General features: G+C 71.1%; 18 protein-coding genes. 13 read left to right on the top strand and 5 right to left on the bottom strand.

All coding sequences use genetic code 11. The features are described 5' to 3' along the window. Positions 1 to 9: 9 nt before the first annotated feature. Together ASE25_RS17185 and ASE25_RS17180 are read right to left on the bottom strand one after the other, a co-directional pair. The gene (locus ASE25_RS17185) at positions 10 to 405 is read right to left on the bottom strand and encodes a DUF3817 domain-containing protein (protein ID WP_056778283.1); all 396 of its coding nucleotides are present in this window, start codon (positions 403 to 405) and stop codon (positions 10 to 12) included. After that, positions 402 to 1,169 (bottom strand): SURF1 family protein, encoded by a 768-nt coding sequence (locus ASE25_RS17180; RefSeq protein WP_235508725.1) that lies wholly within the window; start codon positions 1,167 to 1,169, stop codon positions 402 to 404. Before ASE25_RS17180 ends, ASE25_RS17185 begins: the two co-directional genes overlap by 4 nt. Before the next feature lie 71 nt (positions 1,170 to 1,240). Between ASE25_RS17180 and ASE25_RS17175 the strand changes: the two genes are divergently transcribed. From ASE25_RS17175 to ASE25_RS17135, 9 genes are all read left to right on the top strand, one after another. Beyond that, positions 1,241 to 1,912 (top strand): hypothetical protein, encoded by a 672-nt coding sequence (locus ASE25_RS17175; protein WP_157623479.1) that lies wholly within the window; start codon positions 1,241 to 1,243, stop codon positions 1,910 to 1,912. 239 nt (positions 1,913 to 2,151) lie between these two features. Next, on the top strand, positions 2,152 to 5,040 hold the full coding sequence (locus ASE25_RS17170; RefSeq protein WP_056826785.1) for a Na+/H+ antiporter subunit A: 2,889 nt from the start codon (positions 2,152 to 2,154) through the stop codon (positions 5,038 to 5,040). After that, the gene (locus ASE25_RS17165) at positions 5,037 to 5,519 is read left to right on the top strand and encodes a Na(+)/H(+) antiporter subunit C (protein WP_056778270.1); all 483 of its coding nucleotides are present in this window, start codon (positions 5,037 to 5,039) and stop codon (positions 5,517 to 5,519) included. The genes ASE25_RS17170 and ASE25_RS17165 overlap by 4 nt, the downstream gene beginning before the upstream one ends. Continuing rightward, positions 5,516 to 7,186, top strand: coding sequence for a Na+/H+ antiporter subunit D (locus tag ASE25_RS17160; protein WP_056826784.1), 1,671 nt, complete (start codon positions 5,516 to 5,518; stop codon positions 7,184 to 7,186). Before ASE25_RS17165 ends, ASE25_RS17160 begins: the two co-directional genes overlap by 4 nt. Next, entirely contained in the window at positions 7,183 to 7,875 is a 693-nt protein-coding gene (locus ASE25_RS17155; protein WP_056826783.1) for a Na+/H+ antiporter subunit E, read from the top strand. Before ASE25_RS17160 ends, ASE25_RS17155 begins: the two co-directional genes overlap by 4 nt. Beyond that, entirely contained in the window at positions 7,872 to 8,198 is a 327-nt protein-coding gene (locus ASE25_RS17150) for a monovalent cation/H+ antiporter complex subunit F (RefSeq protein ID WP_056778260.1), read from the top strand. The genes ASE25_RS17155 and ASE25_RS17150 overlap by 4 nt, the downstream gene beginning before the upstream one ends. Further along, entirely contained in the window at positions 8,195 to 8,560 is a 366-nt protein-coding gene (mnhG, locus tag ASE25_RS17145; RefSeq protein WP_056778258.1) for a monovalent cation/H(+) antiporter subunit G, read from the top strand. The genes ASE25_RS17150 and mnhG overlap by 4 nt, the downstream gene beginning before the upstream one ends. A gap of 127 nt (positions 8,561 to 8,687) precedes the next feature. After that, positions 8,688 to 10,400, top strand: coding sequence for an ABC transporter ATP-binding protein (locus tag ASE25_RS17140; protein ID WP_082622946.1), 1,713 nt, complete (start codon positions 8,688 to 8,690; stop codon positions 10,398 to 10,400). Next, positions 10,400 to 12,175 (top strand): ABC transporter ATP-binding protein, encoded by a 1,776-nt coding sequence (locus tag ASE25_RS17135; protein ID WP_056778251.1) that lies wholly within the window; start codon positions 10,400 to 10,402, stop codon positions 12,173 to 12,175. Before ASE25_RS17140 ends, ASE25_RS17135 begins: the two co-directional genes overlap by 1 nt. 435 nt (positions 12,176 to 12,610) lie before the next feature. Here the strand turns inward: ASE25_RS17135 and ASE25_RS17130 are convergent, their stop codons facing one another. Beyond that, positions 12,611 to 14,284 carry a GMC oxidoreductase gene (locus tag ASE25_RS17130; RefSeq protein WP_056826781.1) on the bottom strand — a complete coding sequence of 558 codons (1,674 nt, stop codon included), beginning with the start codon at positions 14,282 to 14,284 and terminating at the stop codon, positions 12,611 to 12,613. Positions 14,285 to 14,426: 142 nt separating this feature from the next. On the opposite strand from ASE25_RS17130, the gene ASE25_RS17125 reads away from it, so the two are divergent. Genes ASE25_RS17125 through ASE25_RS17115 form a run of 3 tightly spaced genes read left to right on the top strand, consistent with a single transcriptional unit; the run spans position 14,427 to position 17,388 of the window. Then, positions 14,427 to 15,446 (top strand): glycosyltransferase family 2 protein, encoded by a 1,020-nt coding sequence (locus ASE25_RS17125; RefSeq protein WP_082619920.1) that lies wholly within the window; start codon positions 14,427 to 14,429, stop codon positions 15,444 to 15,446. A 32-nt stretch (positions 15,447 to 15,478) separates the two neighbouring features. Next, positions 15,479 to 15,883, top strand: coding sequence for a GtrA family protein (locus ASE25_RS17120; protein WP_082619946.1), 405 nt, complete (start codon positions 15,479 to 15,481; stop codon positions 15,881 to 15,883). Further along, positions 15,880 to 17,388 carry a DUF6056 family protein gene (locus ASE25_RS17115; protein WP_056826780.1) on the top strand — a complete coding sequence of 503 codons (1,509 nt, stop codon included), beginning with the start codon at positions 15,880 to 15,882 and terminating at the stop codon, positions 17,386 to 17,388. Before ASE25_RS17120 ends, ASE25_RS17115 begins: the two co-directional genes overlap by 4 nt. A gap of 60 nt (positions 17,389 to 17,448) precedes the next feature. Here ASE25_RS17115 and ASE25_RS17110 read toward each other — a convergent pair whose 3' ends face one another. After that, positions 17,449 to 19,569: an acyltransferase family protein gene (locus ASE25_RS17110; protein WP_056826779.1), complete on the bottom strand. Its 2,121-nt coding sequence runs from the start codon at positions 19,567 to 19,569 to the stop codon at positions 17,449 to 17,451. 193 nt (positions 19,570 to 19,762) lie between these two features. On the opposite strand from ASE25_RS17110, the gene ASE25_RS17105 reads away from it, so the two are divergent. Further along, entirely contained in the window at positions 19,763 to 21,322 is a 1,560-nt protein-coding gene (locus tag ASE25_RS17105; RefSeq protein WP_056826778.1) for a glycosyltransferase, read from the top strand. Between the two features lie 12 nt (positions 21,323 to 21,334). Here ASE25_RS17105 and ASE25_RS17100 read toward each other — a convergent pair whose 3' ends face one another. After that, the gene (locus ASE25_RS17100; protein ID WP_056826777.1) at positions 21,335 to 23,956 is read right to left on the bottom strand and encodes a CDP-glycerol glycerophosphotransferase family protein; all 2,622 of its coding nucleotides are present in this window, start codon (positions 23,954 to 23,956) and stop codon (positions 21,335 to 21,337) included. Positions 23,957 to 24,140 lie beyond the last annotated feature (184 nt).

Raw genomic sequence — 24,140 nt, 5'->3', positions numbered from 1 at the left:
GCGCCAAGACTATCGGCCCGGTGAGGGCTCCTCCGACGACGTCCCGTCGCCCGCGACGTAGGCGCGCGAGAGCAGCGCCTCGGTCTGGACGGTGTTGCGCCGCTCGGCGATCCACGGGACCACCGGAACGAAGCCGGCGAGGAGGTTCTTGACGATGCGCACCGGGCCCCACGCGGCCTTGAGGCCGAGGTTGGCGACCGACACGGCATACGCGAAGTAGATGATCCCGTGGATCGGGCTCCAGTACTCCGTGAGGACGTTGGTCTGCTTGAAGACGTACTTCATGACCATCTCCAGGATGAGCACGAAGAGGGCGATGCCGGCGACGGTCGCGAGGACCCGGTAGATCGACAGCGCCGACCGGATCTGCTGCGGCTTGGCCAGGGTCTGGGGGTACGTGCTCACGTCGTCGCGCCTTCTCTCGGTGCAGCGACGGGCTCGTCCGCCTGCTGCTCTGCTCGGAACATCTTCCACCACATCCAGATCGCGAAGATCCCGAAGACCCACCACTGGACCGCGTAGGCCGCGTTGCGCAGGTTGAGCGGGGCATCGAGCGGGGGCGGCGGGACGCGGCTCAGACCGGCGGCCGCGAGCGGGGTGCCCACCGTGGGCCCGGCGGACTCCGCCGAGGCCAGCACGACGACGTTGTAGAGGTCGCCGGGCCACTCGTTGACGAGGGAGGCGAGGTCGACAGAGCGCACCTGCGGCGCGGGGAGCGGGGCGCCGTCGCGAGGCGACTCCCCCGGGCCCAGCGTGCCCGTCACCGTGACGACACCGGTCGGGGGCGCCGGCACGGACGCCGGCGTGCCGTCGACGAAGCCGCGCAGCACCGGGACCGTGCCGGCCGCGGTCTCGAGCGGCGTCACGACCCACGAGCCGACCCGGCCGTCGAGCCGACGGTCGACGACGAGCAGGCTGCGCCCGGCGGCGTACGTCCCCGTCACGGTGACGGCACGGTTGGAGTAGTCGCTCTTGAAGTCGCTGTGCGGCGCGGTCACCTGCTCGAGGGGCGCACGCTCGAGCGTCGACGCTGCGGCCACGGCGTCCTGGCGACCGGAGTCGCGGGCCACGCCGAGCTGCCACAGGCCGAGCAGGACGCAGGCGGCGACGACGACGGCCAGGGCGGCGAGCATGCCGACCCAGCGAGGGGTGAGCAGGCGCCGGAACACGCCCCAAGGGTAGGTCACCTTCCCGGCTCGGACCTGACCCGGGGCGCCCATCCGTGCCAGACTCCTGCGCCATGTCCTCGTTGCGCCGACGCCGAGCAGGTATGCCGGGAGTCGCGGTCGTCGTCCCCGCCATCCTCGCCGTGGCGTCCCTGCTCGCCTCGTGCGGCGCCACCGACATCCCGACGCCGCGACGCACGGTCACCGTCACCGTCGACGCGCCGAGCACGGCGCCGGCCGGCACGCCGACAGCGACGACGACCCAGGTGCCGACCAGCGCGCCGACGTCGACGGACGTCCCGACGGCCCTCGCGGTCGGCCGGCTGCGCGGCGCACCCAGGTCGTTCGACGAGGCCAAGGCGCGCCTGGACGCCGCCCGCCCCGCGGCCTCCGTGAGCGACCGCTTCCGCAGCCCGAGCGGCAACATCGTCTGCCGCCGCAGCACCGACTCCGGCCTGGCCGCGTGCGAGGTGGAGAAGGGCCGGATCGACCCACCGCTCCCCTCGATCTGCCCGGCCGGTGGACCGTCGGACATCGGCCGCATCGAGCTCGGACCGAAGGGCGCGCTGCCGGTGTGCAACTCCGACACGATCCGCACGGGCGGCGAGCCCGAGCTCGGCTACGGCGCACGCACCCCGCCGTCAGGGACGACCGCCTGTCTCAGCGAGAGCTTCGGCGTGACGTGCATCGACGAGGCGAGCCGGCACGGCTTCTTCCTGGCACGCGACACGTTCACCACCTTCTGAGGCGCCGACGCCCAGACGGCACAAGGGGGCGCAGACGCCGACGAACGCGCACCGACCTCACGAACGGTCGTCCCGACGGGACCGACCGGCGACGCGGTCCGGAGCGATCCGGATCCGCAGCCGACGGGGAGGGCCCCGCCGACCAGTGGTCGGCGGGGTCCTTCGCTGCACCTAGGATTGGGTCACGACCGACGCAGAACTGGACCGAGCTCGACACACCCGACGACCGAGGGGCCGCCGTGGCGCAACTGTTGCTCCTGCACCTGCTCGCCGCCGCCCTCGCGCCGTGGCTCGCCAAGGTCCTGCGCACGAAGGCCTTCCCCGTCCTCGCGCTCGCGCCCGCCGTCTCGTTCGTCTGGCTCCTCTCCGTGTCCAGCGACGTCCGCGCGGGCAACCTTCCGACACAACGAATCTCGTGGGTCCCCGGTCTCGGGATCGATCTCGACTTCCGGGTCACGACCCTCTCGTGGGTGCTCGGCCTTCTCGTCACCGGCGTCGGTGCGCTCGTCCTGCTCTACTGCACGTGGTACTTCACGGACCGCGACCCGACGCTGTGGCGCTTCACCTCGGTGTTCACGGCCTTCGCCGGCGCCATGCTCGGCCTCGTCCTCACCGACAACCTTCTCGTCCTCTACGTCTTCTGGGAGCTGACGACGGTCTTCTCCTACCTGCTCATCGGTCACAACCCGGCGAGCTCGACCAACCGGCGCGCGGCGATGCAGGCGCTCATCGTCACGACGTTCGGCGGCCTCGCGATGCTCGTCGGCATCATCATCCTCGGGGTCCACCACACCTACTCGATCTCGGCGCTGATCGCCGACCCGCCGCCTCTCGACACCCTCACCGTGGCCGCCGTCGTGCTGCTGCTCGTCGGCGCCCTGTCGAAGTCGGCGCTCGTGCCCTTCCACTTCTGGCTGCCCGGCGCCATGGCCGCACCGACGCCGGTCAGCGCCTACCTTCACGCAGCCGCGATGGTCAAGGCCGGCATCTACCTCGTCGCCCTGCTCGCCCCGGCCTTCGCCGGCGCCCCGGCCTGGCACGCCCTGACCGTGGGCCTCGGCCTCTTCACGATGCTCGTCGGCGGGTGGCGTGCCCTGCGCCAGCACGACATCAAGCTGCTCCTCGCCTACGGCACCGTGAGCCAGCTCGGCTTCATCGTCGCCATCGCCGGTCTCGGCACCAAGGCGTCCGCCCTCTCGGCGCTGGCCCTCGTCATCGCGCACGCCCTCTTCAAGTCGACGCTCTTCCTCACCGTCGGGGTCGTCGACAAGTGCGCCGGCACCCGCGACCTGCGCGAGCTGTCCGGCGTCGGGCGTCGGCTGCTCCCGGTCGCCGTGCCGGCGACGCTCGCCGGCCTCTCGATGGCCGGGATCGTGCCGCTGGCGGGGTTCGTGTCCAAGGAGAGCGCGCTCGAGTCGCTGTGGGAGGACGTCCAGACCTCCGCCCCGCTCCCGGCCCCGTGGAGCTGGCTGGCGATCGTCGGCGTCGTCGCCGGGTCGGCCCTGACCGTCGCCTACACGGCGCGCTTCCTCTGGGGCACCTTCGCCACCAAGCCCGGCGTCGCCCCCACCCCCGTCAAGGCCGCCCACCCCGGCTTCGTGCTCGCGCCGGTGCTGCTCGGCGTGGCGTGCCTGCTCGTCGGCCTCCTGTCGCCACTCGAGTCCCCGTGGCTGCTCCCGTATGCCGTGGACTTCCCCGTCGGGGCCGAGCCGCAGTCGCTCGCCCTGTGGCACGGCGTCACGGTGCCGCTGATGCTCTCGCTCGTGTCGGTGGCCGTCGGGCTCGTCCTCTTCGCGCAGCGTGACCTCGTCGCCCGGGTGCAGTCCGGCGTTCCGTCGCTCGTCGACGGCGAGCGCGGCTTCGCCCGCACGCTGCGGTGGGTCGACCGCGGGGCCGTCGAGACGACCGCCGTGACCCAGCGCGGCTCGCTCCCGATCTACCTCGCGGGCATCCTCATCGTCTTCGTCGCCCTGCCGGGTCTCGCGGCGGTGACCCGCGGCACGGTCCCCGACGTCCGGCTCTGGGACAACCCGGGGCAGGCCGTTGTCGGGGTCGTCGTCGTGACGGCCGCGGTGCTCGTGCTCGTGACCCGCCGCCGGCTCACGGCGGTCATGCTCGTCGGCGCCACGGGCTACGGCGTCTCGCTGCTCTTCATCCTCCACGGGGCTCCCGACCTCGCGATCACCCAGATGCTCGTCGAGACGGTGTCGCTCGTCGTCTTCGTCCTCGCGCTGCGCCGCCTGCCGACGAAGTTCACCCGTCACCCCCACTCGCCCTCGCGCACGTGGCGCATCGCGCTCGGTGCGGCCGTCGGAGCGTCCGTCGGAGCCATCGCGCTCGTCGCCTCCGGGGGCCGCACCGCCGAGCCCGTGTCGGCCGGGTTCCCCACGGAGGCCTACGCGTTCGGCCACGGCAAGAACATCGTCAACGTCACGCTCGTCGACATCCGCGCCTGGGACACCCTCGGCGAGGTGTCGGTCCTCGTGGCCGCCGCGACCGGCATCGCGAGCCTCATCTTCGTGCGCACCCGCAACACCCGGATCTCACGCGCGACGTCGAAGTCGCTCCCGTCGAGCAACGGCGGCCGGGGCACGTGGCTGCACGGCGGCCGGACGATGCGCAAGGAGAAGCGCTCGGTCATCTTCGAGGTCGTGACGCGGCTCGTCTTCCACATCATGCTCGCGGCCTCGCTCTTCCTGCTCTTCGCCGGCCACAACCAGCCCGGTGGCGGTTTCGCGGGAGGGCTCGTCGCGGGACTCGCGCTCGTCGTGCGCTACCTCGCGGGTGGCCGCTACGAGCTCGACGAGGCCGCGCCGTTCGACGCCGGACTGCTCGTCGGCCTGGGCCTGCTCGTCGCGGTCGGCTCCGCCCTCGCCCCGCTCGCGTTCGGCGGGACGATCCTCGAGACGACGGCCGTCGACTTCACGCTCCCGCCGTGGGGCGAGGTGCACCTCGTGACGTCGCTCGTCTTCGACATCGGCGTCTACCTCATCGTCGTCGGCATGATGCTCGACATCGTCCGCAGCCTCGGCACCGGCATCGACCGGCAGATCGCCGAGGAGGAGGCCGCGGAGACCGAGGAGACCGATGCCTCCGCAGCCGGCCAGGCGGAGGTGGCCCGCCCATGACGACGCTCGCTCCCGCACTCATCGAGTCGACGCTCCAGCCCAACATCACGCTCGTCCTCGTCACCGTCGGGCTCGTCGCCGCCGGCACGGCACTCGCGCTCGACCGCAGCCTCGTGCGCGTCCTGCTCGGCATGGTGCTCATCGGCAACGGCATCGCCGTGCTCTACCTCGTCATCAGCGGGCGCGCCGGGCGTGCACCGTTCGTCGGCGAGGACCCCGCCGCGATCAGCGACCCGCTGCCACAGGCCATGGTGCTGACGGCGATCGTCATCTCCCTCGCGACCATCGGCTTCCTGCTCGCCCTGTCCTACCGCCTGTGGCAGATCTCCGGCACCGACGACGTCCCCGACGACGCCGAGGACGCCCGCATCCAGCGCCTCGCCCTCGAGGACCAGACGTCGTCGACCTACGACCCGTCCGAGGAGTCGACGACGACGTCCGACGAGCTCGCGGACGGCGACCGGAGCCCCCGCCGATGAACCTCACCGACGTCGCCGTGCCCAACCTCGTGCCGCTGCCCGTGCTGCTCCCGCTCCTCGGCGCCGCCCTGACCCTCGCCTTCCGCCGGTCCCCACGCCTGCAGCGGGGCGTCAGCATCGCCGTGCTCGCCGCCGTCGTCGCCGTCGCCGGCGCCCTCGTGTGGCAGACCGACGTCAACGGCCCGCAGGTGCTGTGGCTCGGCGCGTGGCAGGAGCCGCTCGGCATCTCGCTCGTCGCAGACCGCCTCAGCGCCCTCATGCTCCTCGTCTCGGGCATCGTCACGCTGCTCGTGCTCGTCTTCGCCATCGGGCAGGGCCAAGCCGACAGCGACGACGAGAGCGAGAGCGAGACCCCGCTCACGATCTTCCACCCGACCTACCTCGTGCTCTCGGCCGGCGTCGCCAACGCCTTCCTCGCCGGCGACCTCTTCAACCTCTTCGTCGGCTTCGAGATCCTCCTCTTCAGCTCCTACGTCCTCATCACCCTCGGCGGCTCGGCCGCGCGCATCCACGCGGGCACGACGTACGTCGTCGTCAGCCTGCTCAGCTCCGCGCTCTTCCTCGTCGCCATCGCCGCCGCGTACGCCGCGACCGGCACCGTCAACCTCGCGCAGCTGGCGATCCGCATCGGTGACCTCGCCCCCGGCGTCGCGCTCGTGCTCCAGCTCTCGCTGCTCACGGCATTCGCCATCAAGGCCGCCGTCTTCCCCATGTCGGCGTGGCTGCCCGACAGCTACCCGACCGCGCCCGCGCCGGTCACGGCCGTCTTCGCCGGCCTGCTGACGAAGGTCGGCGTCTACGCGATCATCCGCACCCAGACGCTGCTCTTCCCGGACTCGCCGTTGCAGGGACTGCTCATGTGGGCCGCGCTGCTCACCATGGTCATCGGCATCCTCGGCGCCGTGTCCCAGTCCGGCCTCAAGAGGATCCTGTCGTTCACGCTCGTCAGCCACATCGGCTACATGATCTTCGGCATCGCGCTGGCGACGCCCGAGGGCACCGCCGGTGCGATCTTCTACGTCGCGCACCACATCACGATCCAGACGGCCCTCTTCCTCATCACCGGCCTCGTCGAACGCCTCGCCGGCACGACGTCGCTCGACCGTCTCGGCGGCCTCGCCGTGGCCTCCCCCGTGCTCGCGACCCTCTTCTTCGTCTCGGCGATGAACCTCTCGGGGATCCCGCCGCTCTCGGGCTTCCTCGCCAAGGTCGGGCTGCTCAACGCCGGGATCGAGCTCGGCACCCCGCTCGCCTGGTTGCTCGTCGTCGGCGGCATCGTCACGAGCCTGCTCACCCTCTACGCCCTGACCAAGGTCTGGAGCCAGGCGTTCTGGCGCACCCTCGCCGACGCCCCGCGCTCGACCGAGACGGCAGCCGCGATCGAGGCCGGCACCCTCGACGTCGAGCCGAGCGCCGACCCCGCCGGCACCGTTCTCGTCGACACCGTCCGCGTCGACACCGTCCGCGTCGACACCGTCCGCGTCGACACCGGCTCACGAGCGCTGCCGCGCACCATGCTCGGCGCCACCGCCGCCATGACGGTCGTGGGGCTGCTCATCACCGTCGTCGCCGGACCGCTCTTCGCCTACACCCAGCGCGCCGCCACCGACCTCATGAGCCGCGACCCCTACATCACGAGCGTTCTTCCCGTGGAGGTCCGCCGATGACCGACGTCCGGATGGCCACGGCCCCGCGCGAGCCCGAGTCGCCGCGCCGTCGGCGGCGGGTCCTGCAGCCGCGTGCCGTCGCGACGATCGCCCTCGCGTGGGTCCTGCTGTGGGACCGCGTCACGTGGGGCAACGTCGTCAACGGCGTCCTCGTCGCCCTGCTCGTGACGTATGCGTTCCCGCTCCCCTCGATCGAGTTCCAGGGGCGGCTGCGACCGCACCGGGTGCTCCTGCTCGTCGCGCACTTCCTCGTCGACCTCGTCGGCGCCTCGTGGCAGGTCATGCGACTCGCCTTCGGCCGCCGGAGCCCGCGCAACGCCGTCATCGAGGTGCAGCTGCGCTCGCGATCGGACTTCTACCTCACCCTGACCGCCGAGCTCGTGGCCCTCGTGCCCGGCTCGGTCGTCGTCGACGCCCGGCGCTCGACGTCGGTGCTCTACCTGCACCTGCTCGACGTCAGGGGCGAAAGCGCCATCGAGGCACAGCGGGCCCACGTCCTCGCGATCGAGCGGCGCGTCGTCCGAGCCCTCGGGTCCCGTGAGGAGATCGCGGCGCTCGAGGCGGGCGGTCCGTGGCCGGTGGCAACCGGCTCGGCGAGCGACCCTCGGGGTGCAGGCGACCACCTCGACGCCACCGAGGGCCCGGACCTCGACGGGACCCGCCCCCGCGACGGGGAGGAGCACCCGTGACCATCGTCCTCGGCATCTCGCTCGGCATGCTCGGCGCCGCGGCCGCGCTCGTCCTCGTGCGCCTCTTCCGTGGCCCGAGCAACCTCGACCGCATCGTCGCCGCCGAGATCCTCCTCGTCATCGTCATCGCCGGTGTCGCGCTCGAGTCGGCCCGCCAGCGGACCACGACCTACCTGCCGCTGCTCATGATCCTCGGCCTCGTCGGCTTCGTCGGCGGCGTCGCCGTCACCCGCTTCATGTCCCGTGACTCCGACGAGCACGACGCCGTCGAGGTCGACCACCCGGAGCCACGACAGCAGCCCGAGGGGTGGGAGCAGTCATGACGTGGTCGTCCGCCCTCGACGTCGCCGGAGCCGTGTGCCTCCTGCTCGGCTCGTTCCTCTGCATGGCCGGGGCCGTCGGCCTCATCCGCTTCCCCGACACCCTCTCCCGCCTGCACGCAGCGACGAAGCCGCAGACCCTCGGCCTCATCCTCATCCTCGCCGGGCTCGCCCTGACGCTGCGCACGTGGGCGGCGGTCACGACGCTCGTCCTGCTCGCCGCGACGCAGTTCTTCACCTCCCCGGTGTCCGCACACCTCGTCGCCCGGGCGGCCTACCGCAACCGCCTCGTCGACCCCGAGACCCTCGAGGTCGACGAGCTGTCCGAGGCCCTCGACCGCTCGGGTCAGGACCCCACGCCCTGACCTCGAGGCGGCCACACGGCATACGCCCTCGTGTTGACCTCCAGCACGCTTGAACTTCTACGGTCGGCCCGTGGCCCCGACGAAAAATGGCATGAGGCATGCCCGCGCCGAACGTACGATGAACCAAGTGATCTCGCTGCCCCACGCCGACCCCGGCACTCCCGACCTGACCAGCCCGACGGCCTACCTCCGCTGGGTCGGCAAGGGCCAGTGGCGCACCCTCGTCGTCGCCATCGCGTTCGGCATCGTGTGGCTCGTCAGCCAGGCACTCTTCCCCGCCGCGATGGGCAAGGCCATCGACGAGGGCATCATCGGCGGCGACGCGGGCTCGCTCCTGCTGTGGTGCGGCATCCTCGTCGGTCTCGTGACCATCAGCGCCCTGTCCGGCGCCATGCGGCACAAGTACGCCGTCGCCAACTGGATGCAGGGCGCCTTCCGCTCGGCCCAGCTCATCGGCCACAAGGCGGCCGACACCGGTGAGGCCCTGTCGCGCACGGTCCCGACCGGAGACGTCGTCGCCACGGTCAGCTCCGACGCGATGCGCATCGGTGGGCTCTACGACGTGTCAGCGCGATTCGCCGGCGCCGTCGTGTCCTACGTCGTCGTCGCGCTCATCCTGCTCGGCGCCTCGACGCCGCTCGGCCTCGTCGTCCTCATCGGCGTCCCGGTGCTCGTCGCCTGCCTCACCTTCATCGTCCGCCCGCTCCAGGCGCGCCAGCTCGCCCAGCGCGAGGAGTCCGGCAAGCTCATCGGGCTCGGCGCCGACACCGTCGCCGGGCTGCGCGTCCTGCGCGGCATCGGCGGCGAGCACACCTTCCTGAGCAGGTATGCCGTCCAGTCGCAGTCCGTGCGCCAGGTGGGCAATCGGGTGGCCGGCTACCAGGCGGCCCTCGACGCGGCCCAGGTGCTCCTGCCCGGGCTCTTCGTCCTCGTCGTCGTGTGGCTCGGGGCGCGTTTCGCCATCGCGGGCGAGATCACCGCCGGCCAGCTCGTCGCGTTCTACGGCTACACCGCCTTCCTCGTCATCCCGCTGCGCACGGCGACCGAGATGGTCGACCGGGCGACCCGCGCCCACATCGGTGCCCGCAAGCTGACGAAGATCCTGCGCGTGCAGCCCGACCACGTCGAGACACCGGACGCCCAGCCGCTGCCCACCGGGCCCGCCCGCCTCTACGACCCGCGCAGCGGCGTCACCATCGAGCCCGGCCGGTTCACCGTCGTCGTGTCCGCGCGCCCGGAGGAGTCCGCGGCCCTCGCCGACCGACTCGGCCGCTTCGGTGTCGGAGAGACGGACGTTCGGCTCGACGGCACTCGCCTCGCCGACGCCTCGCTGGCCGCGGTGCGCCGCCGGGTCGTCGTGTCCGAGACCGACCCGCGCCTCTTCACCGGCACGCTGCGCGACGAGCTCGACCCGTGGGGTGACCACGACGACGCCTCGATCCTCGACGCCCTGTCGGTGGCGAGCGGCGACGACGTGCTCGAGGCGCTGCCCGGCGGCCTCGACAACGAGGTCGAGGAGCGCGGCCGGGCCTTCTCCGGCGGCCAGCGCCAGCGGCTCGCCCTGACCCGCGCCCTCCTCACCCAGGCCGACACCCTCGTGCTCGTCGAGCCGACGAGCGCCGTCGACGCCCACACCGAGGCCCGCATCGCCGGTCGCCTCACCGCCGCCCGCGCCGGACGCACGACGGTCGTCATGTCGGCCAGCCCGCTCATCCTCGACCAGGCCGACCACGTCGTCTTCCTGCGCGGGGGCAAGGTCGCCGCATCCGGCACCCACAGTCGTCTCATGGCCGACGAACCCGACTACCGACGCACCGTCGTCCGAGGAGAGGAGGACTGATGTCGCTGACACCAGCGCCGTCCACGCGCACCCTTCCCGTGGCCGACATGAACTCGGTCAAGGACCACACCCGCGGCCTGCTCCGCCGCCACCGCGGCAGCCTGCTCACGGTCATCGGCCTGCATGCCGTCGCCGCGTGCGCCGCGCTCGTGGCGCCCCGCGTCATCGGCCTGCTCGTCGACGAGATCAGCCACGGCCGGTCGCTCGAGGTCGTCAACCGGCTCGCCCTCTGGATCGCCGGTGCGGTCGTCGTCCAGACCGTCGTCACGTGGTTCGCCCGGCGCGCCTCGTTCGTCATGGGCGAGACGATCTTCGCCGAGCTGCGCGAGCAGTTCATGGGGCGCGTCGTCGAGCTCCCCCTGTCGACCGTCGAGCGCGCCGGCACCGGCGACCTCGTCTCGCGCACGACCAACGACGTCGAGGCCCTCTCGCACGTCATCCGCTTCGGCATCCCGTCGATCTTCGTCGGCGCCGTCACGACGGCGATCACGGTCGTCGCCGCCTTTCTCACCGGCTGGCAGGTGGCGCTCGCGATCGTCGTCGGCGTGCCGATCCTCGTGCTCTCGACGCGCCGCTACCTGCGGTACGCGCCCGATGGCTACCTGCGCGAGCGCGCGACGTACGCCGTGCTCAACGGCGTCGTCACCGAGTCGGCCGACGGCGCCCGCACCGTCGACGCGCTCGGCCTGCGCAGCCGCCGCCGGCAGCGCATGGACGACGCCCTGCACGACTGCTACGACGCCGAGCTCTACACGCTGAAGCTGCGGATGCGGTGGTTCCCCTCCGTCGAGTTCGCCTTCTTCGCGCCCGTCGCCGTCACCCTCCTCTGGGGCGGCTACCTCATCTCCCGCGACGTCGCGACGGCCGGCACCGTCACGGCGGTGGCCCTCTACGTCCAGCAGATGGCCGGGCCGCTCGACGAGCTCATCTCGTGGCTCGACGAGATCCAGGTCGGTGCGACCTCGCTCGCCCGCGTCATCGGCATCGCCGACGTCCCGGCCGACCGCGCCGCGACCGGAGAGGAGCCGGAGGACGACCACCTCGAGGTCGAGGACGTCCACTACTCCTACCGCGCAGGCCGTGACGTGCTCCGCGGCGTCTCGCTCGACCTCCAGCCCGGCGAGCGCCTCGCCATCGTCGGTCCCTCCGGAGCAGGCAAGTCGACGCTGGGACGGCTCATGGCCGGCATCGACGGTCCGCGCCAGGGCCGGGTCGACGTCGGCGGCGTCCGCCTCGTCGACCTCGAGCTCGCCCAGCTGCGCGGCCAGGTCGCGCTCGTGACGCAGGAGCACCACGTCTTCGTCGGCTCGCTCGAGGACAACCTGCGTCTCGCCCGCCCCGAGGCCTCCCGCGAGCAGCTGCTCGAGGCCCTCGCCGCGGTCGACGCACGCAGCTGGGCACTCGAGCTGCCCGACGGGCTCGACACCGTCGTCGGATCCGGTGGCCACCGGCTCACCGAACCGCAGGCGCAGCAGCTCGCCCTCGCACGGCTCGTCCTCGCCGACCCGCACACACTGGTCCTCGACGAGGCGACCTCGCTGCTCGACCCGCGCGCAGCCCGCCACCTCGAACGATCGCTCGCCGCGGTCGTCGACGGCCGCACCGTGGTCGCCATCGCGCACCGGCTCATGACCGCGCACGACGCCGACCGCGTGTGCGTCGTCGAGGACGGGCGGATCAGCGAGATCGGCTCGCACGACGAGCTGCTCGAGGCCGACGGGGCGTATGCCGCGCTGTGGCGCTCGTGGCGCGACGAGCCGCAGCCCGCCCGCTGACGGCCGCTGGGACGAGCCGGCACCAGGCCGCACCAGGCGGCACCCGTGACGACGGGGCCACTCGACGACCAGGTCGAATGGCCCCGTCGTCACTGCGTCCGGGAAGCGGTTTCGACAACTTCGGCAAATAAATGGCAGATGCCGTAACCCCCCTCGGCCTGCGTCGTTGTCAGCGCGGTGCCGGGCTGTTTCTCGACCGGTTGCTAGCCCGCACCGTCGGGTGGGGCCGTCTCTGAGGGGTGACGGCCTCACCCTCCCTCATCTCCCGGGCGGGTGCGCCCCGACCCGACCGGTCAGCGGTACCACAGGCTCCCGGTGACGGCCGAGAAGAGCAGGAGCGGCACTCGCTGGGGTGGTCCGGTCGTGTGTGCACCTGCGGGGGTCAGGGCACCGTCGACCGCACGGCAGGGTCGCGGCCCGGCAGCCCGGACGCGCTCAGGCGTCGACGAGTCGGTAGGCCTCGCCCTGGGCCGGGCGCCGGTCGGCCTCGCCACGCAGGGGCCACAGCGACACGGCCCGCTCGGCCTGCGCCGTGATGGTCAGGCTCGGGTTGACCCCGAGGTTCGCCGAGACGGCCGATCCGTCGAGCACGTGCAGGCCGGGGTAGCCCCACACCCGCTGGTACGGGTCGACGACCCCGCGCTCCGGCGAGTCCGAGATGACCGCCCCACCGAGGAAGTGCGCCGTCATCGGGATGTCGAGGACCTCGCCGACCGACGACCCGGGCCAGGCCCGCTCCCCCGTCGTGCGCTCGAGCCGCGCCGCCATGGCGCGCACTGCCTCGTTGCCCTCGGGGATGAAGGTCGGGTTGGGTTCGCCGTGGCCCTGCGTCGAGGTCAGGTGCCACCCGAGGAGGCCGCGCCGGCGGCGCACCTTGATCGAGTTGTCGCTGCTCTGCATGACGAGGGCGATGACGGTGCGCTCGCTCCAGCGCCGGCTCGACAGCGACCGGGCGAAGACCCACGGGTGGCGCGCGACGGTGCCGGCGAAACGCACCCAGCGGGGGACGCGTCCGCCGCCGTCGACCTGCATGACGGCGAGCGCTCCCATGAGGTTGGACCCCTTGCCGTAGCGGCAGTTCTCGACGTGCGTCGTGTCGTTGACGTGAAAGCTCGACGTGATCGCCACGCCTCGCGTCAGGTCGACGCCGTCGGGCACCCGCGCCGTCATCGCCCCACCGAGGGCCTCCGAGTTCGTGCGGGTCAGCTCCCCGAGCGTGTCCGACAGGCGCGGCAGCCCCCGCCCCTCGGGCTCGGCCTTCATGGCCTGGAGCAGCTGGGCCGTGCCCCACGCCCCTGCCGCGACGACGACCTGGCCGGCCGTGACGGTGCGCTCCCCCGCCCGACGCCGACCCCACGAGCCGCTGCGGACGGTCGTGACGGCATACCCCTGCTCCGGCGCAGCCGGGTCGAGCGGCCGCACCCGGGTCACCGTGCGCAGCGGCTCGATGCTGACACCGCGTCGCTCGGCGAGCGCGAGGTAGTTCTTGACGAGGGTGTTCTTGGCACCGACGCGGCACCCGACCATGCAGTTGCCGCACTCCGTGCACCCGGTGCGGGCCGGGCCCTCACCGCCGAAGTAGGGGTCGGGGACGCGTTTGCCCGGCTCGCCGAAGAAGACGCCGACCGGCGTCTTGCGGAACGTCTCGCCGACACCGAGGTCGGTCGCCGTGTCGCGCATCAGCTGCTCGACCGGGCCGTCGCACGGGTTGACGGTCACCCCGAGCATGCGCTGGGCCGTCGCGTAGTGCGGCGCGAGCTCGGCCTGCCAGTCGGTGATGTGCCCCCACTGGCGGTCGCGGAAGAACGGCGCCGGCGGCACGTAGAGGGTGTTGGCGTAGTTGAGCGACCCACCACCGACGCCGGCGCCCGCGAGGACGAGGCAGTCGGGCAGCCGGTGGATGCGCTGGACCCCGAAGAGGCCGAGGCGCGGTGCCCAGAGGTAGCGGCGCACGTCCCAGCTCGTCCGGGCGAAGTCGTCGTCCTCGAAGCGGCGGCCCGCCTCGTAGACGTGGACGCCGTAGCCCTTCTCGGCGAGACGCAGCGCGGCCACGGACCCGCCGAAGCCGGACCCGATGACGACGACGTCGTGGTCGTGGACGGTCTCCATGGACGTCAGGCTAACGGTCCGAACACCCCTAGGCTACCGACAGTAAGTTCCGGGCGACGGCTCGGCGAGTGTCCGGGCCCGTGGTCGGCCGCGTGTAGAGTGGCCTCCCGTGGAGGGGAGAACTGAGTCGTCGGACCGCGCCGTGGAACTGTCCATCGTGGTCCCCTGCTACAACGAGGAAGCGACCCTCGAAGCCCTCTACTCGGCCCTCGTCAACGAGTTGTCCGACCGGGTCGGCTCCTGGGAGATCCTGCTCGTCGACGACGGCAGCCGCGACGACACGCGCCTGCTCGCGGGATCGATGGCGACCTCGGACCCACGGGTGCGAGCGTTGGGCCTGAGCCGCAACTTCGGCAAGGAAGCGGCTATGTACGCCGGGTTGCAGGCGGCGCGCGGACGGTTCGTCATCATCATGGACGCCGACCTCCAGCATCCGCCGGAGCTCATCCCGGCGATGCTCGACTACGGACGTCGGGGCTGGGACCAAGTCGTCGCCCGACGCACGCGAGGCCAAGAGAAGGTCGTCCGCAAGAGCGTGTCCCGCCTCTACTACCGCCTGGTCAACGGCCTCATGGAGGTCCGCCTGACCGACGGCGCCGGGGACTTCCGCCTCATCAGCCGCCGCTGCGTGGACGCCCTGCTCCAGCTCGGCGAGGTGCACCGCTTCTCCAAGGGCATGTTCGCGTGGGTGGGCTTCTCCCAGATGGAGATCAAGTACGACGACGTCGCGAGCTCACGGGACGCGTCGACGTGGACCATGCGATCGCTGTTCAACTACGCGATCGAAGGTGTGCTCTCGTTCAACAGCAGACCGCTCCGTCTGGCCATCTGGATGGGCGTGATCGTCATCTGCATCACCGTCGCATACTCGATGTGGATTCTCCTGGCGGCCCTCATCAACGGCGTCGACACCCCCGGTTACGTGACGACCATCGCGATCAGCTCTCTCATGGGCGGGGTCCAGCTGCTGACGCTCGGGATCATCGGAGAGTACGTCGGCCGGATCTTCAACGAGACCAAACGACGCCCGATCTTCCTGCTCTCCTACGACAGCCAAGGGTCCATGGCGAGCCCCCAGATCGCGCCACACGCGTTCGACGGGTCGCTCGATGAGGAGCCCGAGGTCGTCGACCTGGCCGAGACCGGCCACACGTCGACATGAGGGCGATGATCGACGAGCACTTCCGTCCCCTGATGCGGTTCGCACTGGTCGGAGTGCTCAACACGGGGGTCTACTACGGCATCTACCTGCTCATCGTCCAGGTCGCCCCATACCTCGTCGCCCACGTCGTGGGCTGGTTCGTCTCCATCAGTTTCTCCTTCCTCATGAACTGTCGATTCACCTACCACGTCAGGCCGACGTGGAAGAGATACCTGCTCTTCCCACTCTCCAACCTCCCGAACATCCTCTTCACCTCGGTGGGGGTCGTGGGGCTCGTCGAGCTGCTTCACGTCAACGTGCGGCTCGCACCTCTGATCGCAGGGATCTGCGCCATCCCGTTCTCGTACCTGCTAGGAAGCCATCTCATGCGTGACCGCGACCCGTTCAGTGACGTCGACGCGTCGGCGGACGGCGCCGTGGTCGGAACGACCAGGTGAACCCGATCGTGTGGCGCGGGCCGGCGGAGCGGCTGCCGCGGGGGCTCGAGGTCGTGGTCCTGGCCGTCATCGTCGTGACCTTCGGCGTGCTCGCCGACCTGTTCCCCTACAGCGGGGACGACTGGGCCTGGGGCTCGCAGATCGGCGTCGACCGGCTGTCGACCTTCTTCGCCGACTACAACGGCCGCTACGCCGGCAACCTCGCCGTCCTCGTCCTCACGAGGTCGAGTGCCGCGGTGGCGGTGACGATGGCCCTGGCGGTGGCAGCGGCCGCCTTCCTCGTCCTGCACCTCGCTCGTTTCCGGACGCTCACCGGATACGTGCTCGTCTATGCGCTCCTGCTCGCGACCCCTGTCGACGTCTGGCGCCAGGGCATCGTCTGGACCTCGGGTTTCAGCAACTACATGCTCGCGACGCTTTCAATGCTGGGCGTCATGGTGGCCGTCCGGTCTGCGCTGACGCGGATCTCCGACCGCCCCAGTCACCCCGTCCTGCGGGGTGTCGCTCTTTTCCTGCTCGCCTTCGTCGGCCAGCTCTTCATCGAGCACGTGACGATCCTCGTCGTCGCCGTCACGGGCGGGTGCGTCCTCTGGTCGCTCGTCACGCGTCGAGGCGTCGGGGGGTCCCTGTGGTGCCTCTTCGTGGGCGCGGTGCTCGGGGCCGCCGCCATGTTCTCGAACGGCGCGTATCGTCGCGCCTTCTCAGGCGGGGATGGCTACCAGAAGATCGGGTCGCAGGGCGGGAGCCGAACGGAGCAGATGCTCATCTCGCTCGACACGATCATCGGGACATACGGCGTCGCTCTCAACACCGCACTCAACGTCGTCCTGTTGGGTCTGCTGGGCCTGGTGGCGGCACGCCGGGCGACTCACGCGAGCGGGGCCGCCGCCCGACTCTTCTTCGGCGCCATCGGCGTGGTCGCCCTCGTGGCCGCTGTCCTCGTCGTGTGGTGGGTGCCACACGACGCCTCCGCTCTTACGTCGGGAGGAATCGCCAGCCTGGTGCTCGTGCTCGTGACGATGGCGTGTGCCGTGGTCACCGTGGAGGACCACGAGGACCGGCGGCTCCTGCTGTTCGTCACCATTGGCTTCGTCCTCCTCATCGCGCCGCTCCTGGTGGTGAAGCCGCTCGGGCCCAGGTGCTTCGTTCCCTCGTACGTCCTTCTCCTCGTGGCGGTCGCCGTGCTCGCACGCGTCGGCCTGCGACGCCTGGGCCGCGTCCCCGCTCGAACCTCGGCCTACATCCTCGTTGCCGCTGCGGCGGTCATCGGGGTCACGGCCTTCGTCGTTCGCTACGAGATCTACCACCGCATCGACGAAGCCTCGGCGGCGCGACAGGCGACCGCTCGGACGGCCGTGGCTGATGGCGCGTCGAGCGTCGTGCTCCGGCACCTACCGTACGGCGGGCGGTGGGTCCATGCCCCCGACCCCGACTTCGAGCCGTGGGAGACCCGCTACAAGCTCTTCTACGACCTGCCGGCGTCCCTGGCGATCACCGTCAAGTAGTCGCCACGGCGTGCACACCGTGTACGTCGGCCGGCCGCCGCTCAGGCGTTCCTCCTGAGGTCAGGGGCGCAATGCCTTGGTCACCGCTGAGGCCACCTCGGGGTAGAGCGTCATGGAGTACTGCGTCGTCATGTGCCCGTGATCGAAGTACGTGATCAAACCCCCGACGACGGCGGGACACCTGCCGGTCTGGCACAGCAGGTTGGTGGCATCCAGGGTGCTCACCGCTCCTGCGGGAAACCCGCCCTGGAGTGCTGCTGAGGTCAGGGGGTCGGGTTCGAGGCCCTTGTCCACGTCGATTCCGCACCGCGTGAGGTCGTCCGCGTAGCGGGCCACGCAGTCCGGCACATTTCCTCCCGCGTCCGGGGTGTCGCGAATGACGAGCACCCGCAGACCTTGGCGAACGAAGCCCTCGAGCACACGTCGGTAGGCCTGCTGCGCCACGGCCGTCTTGCGGTTCGCGGGCACACCGACCAGTGGTTGGAGCGTACGGTCCGACATGACCACGAGGTCGTAGCCCCCCGAGTTGATGCGCTGGCGAGTCCAGTCGTTCCAAGCTTGGCAGTTCGCCCCGATCTCGGGCGGGTTGAAGGAGATGGGCACGTCTACCGAGTAGCACTCGGAGGTGAGGTAGGTGTCGATCCGCCATCCGCGTTCGCGGGCCAGGGTGTGCAGCGGGGGAAACCAGGCACCCGCGTGCGAGTTGCCGTACAGGGCGATCCGCACGGGGGTCGAGCGTGGGCCGTAGCCGCACACCTTTCGTCGGGTGAACGGGCGTTCGTTCCAGCAGCCGTCGGAGTAGACCTCGGGTTTGTCCTTGGCAGCTGCGACCGGCGTGGTCAGCAATGGCATGTCACGGGTGGCGCAGGCAGCGGTGCGGAAGAAGTCTGCACCCACGCACCTCGCCGAAGGGTCGACGACGACGGTCGCGGCAGACTCAGTGACCCGCTGGCCGTGCCACAGGGCGAGGCCCGCGAGGCCGGCCGAGAGCGCGAGGCAGGCCCCGAGCAGCACGAAGGAGCGCCTGACGCTCTGAGTCAGCTTCGGCGCGAAGCGGAACGGCTCCTCGACCCAGCGTTTCGACAGGCCCGACAGGCACAGCACACCGGCGATCAGGACGCACTTTTGCCACGCCCGCATGTCGTCCTCGTCGAGCACGAAAGGCGCGATCACGATGGCGGGCCAGTGCCACAGGTAGACCGAGTACGAGACGTCGCCGAGCCACTGGACGTGACGCCCGGACCAGAGCCGCCGTGGACCAGTTCGGAGGTCGTCGGACCTTGCCGCGATGACCGCCGCAGTCCCCAACGTGGGCACCAGTGCCGCGACGCCCGGAAAGGAGGTCTCGTCGGTGAACGCCATGGCGGACCACAGAATGGCGGCGAGGCCTCCCCAGACGAGCAGGGAGCGGACGACGGCGCCCCGGGCGCGAAGGCCGGCGTGCACCGCCGCAGCGACCGCCGCCCCGACCCCGAGCTCCCACACCCGGGTCGTGGTGACGAAGTAGGCCTGACCCGCGTCCTCTCGGGTGAACCAGGCGGAGAAGGCAAGGGACGCCAGGCTGACGACGCCGATCACCAGCAGCGGTGGGAAGCGGAGCGAGAGCCCGCGGCGACGGCACACGAGCAGGGCCAGGGCGATGAGCACTGGCCAGACGATGTAGAACTGCTCCTCCACCGACAGCGACCAGTAGTGCTGGGTCGGCGACTGCAGCTGGTCGGTCGCGAGATAGTCGGTCGAGGTCAGTGCGAGCAACCAGTTCTCGACGTAGAACGCCGAGGCGAGGACCTCCTTCGCCACCCGCTCATGGACCGTCTGGGGAAGCCAGACGATGCTCGCCGCGAGCGTCGTCACGAGCACGAGGGTGGCCGCTGGGATGAGCCGTCGGATGCGACGAGACCAGAAGGAGAAGAGATCTTTGGCGCTACGGATCGGACGTTCGAGGAGGTGGAGCGTGATGAGGAAGCCGGAGATCACGAGGAAGACGTCGACCCCGACGTAGCCTCCGGTGAGCCGCTGCGGCCAGGAGTGGTAGACCACGACGAGCGCGACTGCGACGGCGCGCAGCGCCTGGATGTCCCTGCGCGGTTGGGCGACCTGAGCGGGGATCTCTCGGGGGCTGGTGACGACGTCCTTGTCGTCGCCGACGATCGCCGCACTCGGTCTGTCGGGCAGTGCCAATGGATCTACTCCGGATTGCTGGTACTCCTGTGCGGGCTGTGCCCCTGCCCACCGCGAAATGACCCAGACAAACTAACGCACGAACCTGCCGGAGACCGATTCGCCGGGCTCGTGGGGCGTTCGCGAGCCCAGGCTCCGCTCAGACAACGGCCCATAGGATGGGCCGACCCTCCTCGACCGGAAGAGAACCTGCGTGCCCTCCGCCGCTCCCCTGCTGACCGTCATCTGCAACGTCCACAACGACGCCGCACGGCTCCCGCGGGCCGTCGGGTCGGCCCTCGCCGCGTGCGAGGGACCCGACGTCGAGGTCCTCGTCGTCGACGACGGCTCGACGGACGACACCGGCGCCGTCGCCGACCGGCTGGCCGCCGAGGACGATCGCGTACGCGTCGTGCACCGTGGCGTCAACGACGGCGCCCCGGGGGCGCCGCGCAACCTCGGCCTCGACGAGGCCCGCGGGGACTGGGTGGCCTTCGTCGACAGCGACGACACGTACGTCGCGGGCTCGCTGCGCCGGCTCCTCGAGGCCGCGGTCGCCCAGGACGCCGACGTCGCGGCCGGCGCCGTGGCCCGCTACAACGAGCGGACCGACCGCGTCACGCCGCTTCCGGCGACCGGCTACACCACGGGGCCGGTCGACCCGCTGTCGCCCGGCTCACCCCTGTGGCAGGACACCATCGCCGTCGCGAAGGTCATGCGGCGGGCGCTGCTCGACGAGGAGGCGATCCGCTTCCCGGAGGGCATCCTCTACGAGGACCAGCCCTTCACCGTGGCGCTCTGGTCGACGGCGCGACGGGTCGCGACCCTCGACGAGGTCGTCTACCACTGGTACGTCAACAACGTCGCGGGTGAGGAGTCGATCACCGCGCGACGCCACGAGATCGCCAACGTCCACGACCGCCTCGCCGCCAACCGGGCCATCGACGTCCAGTTGACTGGCCGGCCGGACCTCGCGTCGGCCAAGCTCGACAAGTTCGTCCGTCACGACCTGTCGCTCTACGGCAAGGACCTCGACGCCCGGGACCCCGACTACCGGACAGCCTTCCTCGCAGCGGTGCGGGACTACCTCACCGAGCTGCCCGCCGAGCTGCGTGAGGGTCTCGACCAGCCCTACCGCCTCGCGATCCGCGAGCTCGTCGACGGCAGCACCGAGAGCGCCGTGGCCGCCTGCCTCTTCGCCTACCGCCGCCTCCACGTCGACCGCCCGCTCGCGCTGCGCGCCGACCGGTGGTGGTGGCCGTACCGACCCGCGGGCGAGGCGTCTGCCGACCACGACCTGACGTCGGTCGTCGCGACGGAGCATGCCCGGCGACGCCGCATCTGGACGGCCACCTGTCGCGAGGTGCACGTGGTGCAGGGCGCCCTGCAGCTCTCCGGCACGGTCGTCGACGGCGACGACGGCATCGGTGCGCGCGCGCGTCTCGCCGTCTCGCTCGTCGATCGTGACACCGGCGCACGCCTGTCCTCGGCCGTCGCACGGCTGCGCCCTGACGGCGCTTTCGACGCGGCCCTCGAGTTGCCGCCACGCGGCGCGGCCGCGACACCTGGCAAGGCGTGGGACGTCAGGGTCGACGTCGTGGGTGCGCTGCGCAGCCGGCTCCCGGTGCGGACCCGCAAGCCACACCCCGTCGAGCTGCCCACGACCGTCGCGCTCCCGTCGCTCGACGGCATCGAGGCCTACCGCACGCGCAACGGCAACCTGTCGCTCCGGCCGTCCGGCGACGGTGCGGGCCCGGCCGGCGGCGCCGGCTGAGCCCCGCCGCCGTCAGCGGCTCACGGCCGCGGGCTGGTCCTTCTTCGACCGGCCGGGCTCACCCTGGCGGGCCTTGTCGAGCTCCTCGATGGCCGCGGTGACGCGGGCGCAGCACTGGCCGTCACGCATCGGGAACGTCGCGTCGATGCGGCTCTGGAAGTCCGGGCGGGCGGCATACCCGTTGTCGGCGATGTCGACGACGGCCGCGACAGCCGCCTCGACGTCCTCGACGACCGGCCCGAAACCGTCACGAGGGTACTGGAAGTAGCCGGCCCGGCCGACGTGCCCGCCGGCCATGACCCGCTGCGCGTCGAACTGGAAGTAGACGACGGGGCGGTCCATGTAGGCGGCGTTGAATGCCATCGACGAGTAGTCGGTGACGAGCACGGCGGATCGCGCGAAGTACTCCTGCACGTCAGCGCCGTCGAAGGACAGGCGCAGCACCGAGTCGGGCAGGTCCATCTTGGCCAGGACCGGCTGGATGTTCGGGTGCGGCAGGAACGCCACGGTGCGCCCGGTGCGGGCGGCGAGCTCGGTCAGCTCGGGGCTGCGCAGGAAGGCCGTCCACGCCTTGGCGTACTCGGTCTCGAAGAAGTGCGAGTCGATGACGCGACGCTGGCTGCCCGGCTTGAGGGGCGGAACGAGCCAGTTGCGCCAGGTCGGTGCGACGAGGATGAGGTCGCACGCGTCGCCCTGGATCCGCTGCGCCTTGGCGTGCAGGCGGTCGAAGCGCGGCAACCCGGTGAGGGCCACCTCCTTGGCCGTGAAGACGTAGGGCGAGCCGTCACCCGCGATCGACTCGTACTCCCCCGGCGTCGACGTGACGAAGATGTCCATCTGCTTCGGGTTGAGCCAGCGGGACAGGTCGTCCTTGATGACGCCGTGCTGGAGGAAGGTGAACTTCCAGCGCGGGTCGATGTGCTTGAGGATGGCCGGCGGCTTCTGCACGGGCGCGTCGATGTGCGAGGAGATGAGGTGCCCGGCGTTGATCATGAGCAGCTTCCACCGCAGCGTGCCGTGGGCGACGAGGCGCGAGCCGTAGCCCTCGGCCTTGAGCCGCTTCCAGTCCGGGGTGTCCTTCTCGAGGACGAACCACGCGTTGACGTCCTCACGGTTGTCGCGCAGCCAACGGAAGAGGATCTCACCCGAGTCGTTGGCGTCGTGGATGCGGTCCATGAGCACCCAGGCGCCCTCGAACTGCTTGCGCACCTGGGCCCGGGAGGCGAGCACGCGCACCGGGTCGACCTTGAGCCGGTCGAGAGCCTCGCGGCGCCGCCGACCCGGACGACGGAAGCGGTTGGCGATCGCCCGGGCGCCCAGGGCACGGGTGCGGACGCCCTTCCAGGCCCCGAGCAGCTCGACCCGCGAGCCGTCGAGACGCAGCTCGAGGGTGCCTCGGGCGTCGACCCAGAGGACGCGCTCCCACATGAGCGTGTCACCGAAGAACTCGATGGCGCGCGTCTTGGCGTAGCGCGGGGTCTTGAGCTCACCGCGCGAGTAGACCGCCTCCTCGGGCGGTTCGCCGATGTAGCGGTAGAGCACGCGCACCATGCGCTTGGTGCGGTCGTACTTGTCCGTCACGGCATACGAGGTGTGCCAGTCCCGGCCGCGGAGGCCGTGCAGCAGGATGTCGCGCCAGTGCGGCTGGAACTTGCGGATCGTGAAGGAGTCGACGACGTCCGGCGCGAGCAGCTCGGCGATCTCGCCGAGGGTCTCGCGGAACGTCGCCGCGAGGTCACCACTGATGGCGGACGCCGAGTTGGCCATGGCGTCCTCGGACGAGAAGTACCAGGACAGCTCGTAGAGGATGACGTGCTGGACCCACATCGGGACGGCGCCGTGGCGGCGACGCGCCTCGCGGAGCAGCTCGAGGTAGCCGTCGCGGGGGACGGTCGAGTAGCGGCCCGTCGCGGAGATGCCGGTCTGCAACGTCGAGCTCTGGTCGGCACGCTTGCGGTAGTAGTAGCACGCCGACCCGACGAAGCCGGTCTCGCGGCTGGGCGCCGCGAGCAGGTAGCGCACGGCGAAGTCGCCGTCCTCGAAGTTCGGGCGCAGCCCGGCGTTGAAGCGCAGGTCGCCGATGACCTCGCGGCGCATCAGCGAGGTGGTCGAGCTACCCGGGATGTAGGAGGTCGCGACGTCGAGGTCGACGAGGCGGTCCTCGGCGTACATCTTCCAGCGCGGGTGCTTGCCGAGCTCGCCCGTGCCCTCGTTGCGCAGCACGACGTTGGCCGAGAGGAACTGGACCTCGGGGTTCGCGGCGGCGAAGGCGGCCATCGAGGCGAAGAACACCGCGTTGACGGTGTCGTCGGGGTCGATGAAGGTGATCCACTCACCGGTGGCCCGCTCGAGGCCGGCATTGCGGGCTGCGGCCTGCCCGGCGTTCTCCTGGTGCAGCACGACGACCTCGCAGCGGGCGCGGGTGGCCCACTCCTCGAGGACGGCCCGCGAGTCGTCGGTCGAGCCGTCGTCGACGAGGACGAGTTGGAGTCGCGCGAGGTCGAAGGTCTGCGCCTCGATCGAGGCGATGTACTCCTCGAGGTAGCGCGAGACGTTGTAGACGGCCGAGACCACCGAGAAGAGTGGCCTGCCCGGACTCGGCAGGGTCACGTGCTCGGGAGTCGCCTCGGTCATGTCTGGTGCCTTTCCCGCACGGGGCAGCCGCGTGGCTCCCGTGCTCCGGTGGATCTGGTCTCGCGGTGGGAGTCCCCTGACGCATCCCGGCCGCGCCACCCCGCTCGGGGCGATTGCCGCACAAATACTATCTGTCCCGAACGCGGGCCGTTCGGGACGCCGTGGCCGCCCCCGAGGGGACGGC

This window comes from Terrabacter sp. Root85 (genome assembly GCF_001429185.1).
Lineage (GTDB): Bacteria > Actinomycetota > Actinomycetes > Actinomycetales > Dermatophilaceae > Terrabacter.
Note: the sequence above shows the minus strand (reverse complement) of the source record. Positions and strands in the feature narration are given on the sequence as shown.

What these genes read in the sequence shown, in the direction of transcription:
- ASE25_RS17175 (WP_157623479.1), top strand. Translation starts at nt 1,241, where the DNA reads ATGTCCTCGTTGCGCCGACGCCGAGCAGGTATGCCGGGAGTCGCGGTC.
- ASE25_RS17165 (WP_056778270.1), top strand. Translation starts at nt 5,037, where the DNA reads ATGACGACGCTCGCTCCCGCACTCATCGAGTCGACGCTCCAGCCCAAC.
- ASE25_RS17160 (WP_056826784.1), top strand. Translation starts at nt 5,516, where the DNA reads ATGAACCTCACCGACGTCGCCGTGCCCAACCTCGTGCCGCTGCCCGTG.
- ASE25_RS17155 (WP_056826783.1), top strand. Translation starts at nt 7,183, where the DNA reads ATGACCGACGTCCGGATGGCCACGGCCCCGCGCGAGCCCGAGTCGCCG.
- mnhG (WP_056778258.1), top strand. Translation starts at nt 8,195, where the DNA reads ATGACGTGGTCGTCCGCCCTCGACGTCGCCGGAGCCGTGTGCCTCCTG.
- ASE25_RS17135 (WP_056778251.1), top strand. Translation starts at nt 10,400, where the DNA reads ATGTCGCTGACACCAGCGCCGTCCACGCGCACCCTTCCCGTGGCCGAC.
- ASE25_RS17130 (WP_056826781.1), bottom strand. Translation starts at nt 14,284, where the DNA reads ATGGAGACCGTCCACGACCACGACGTCGTCGTCATCGGGTCCGGCTTC.
- ASE25_RS17120 (WP_082619946.1), top strand. Translation starts at nt 15,479, where the DNA reads ATGCGGTTCGCACTGGTCGGAGTGCTCAACACGGGGGTCTACTACGGC.
- ASE25_RS17100 (WP_056826777.1), bottom strand. Translation starts at nt 23,956, where the DNA reads ATGACCGAGGCGACTCCCGAGCACGTGACCCTGCCGAGTCCGGGCAGG.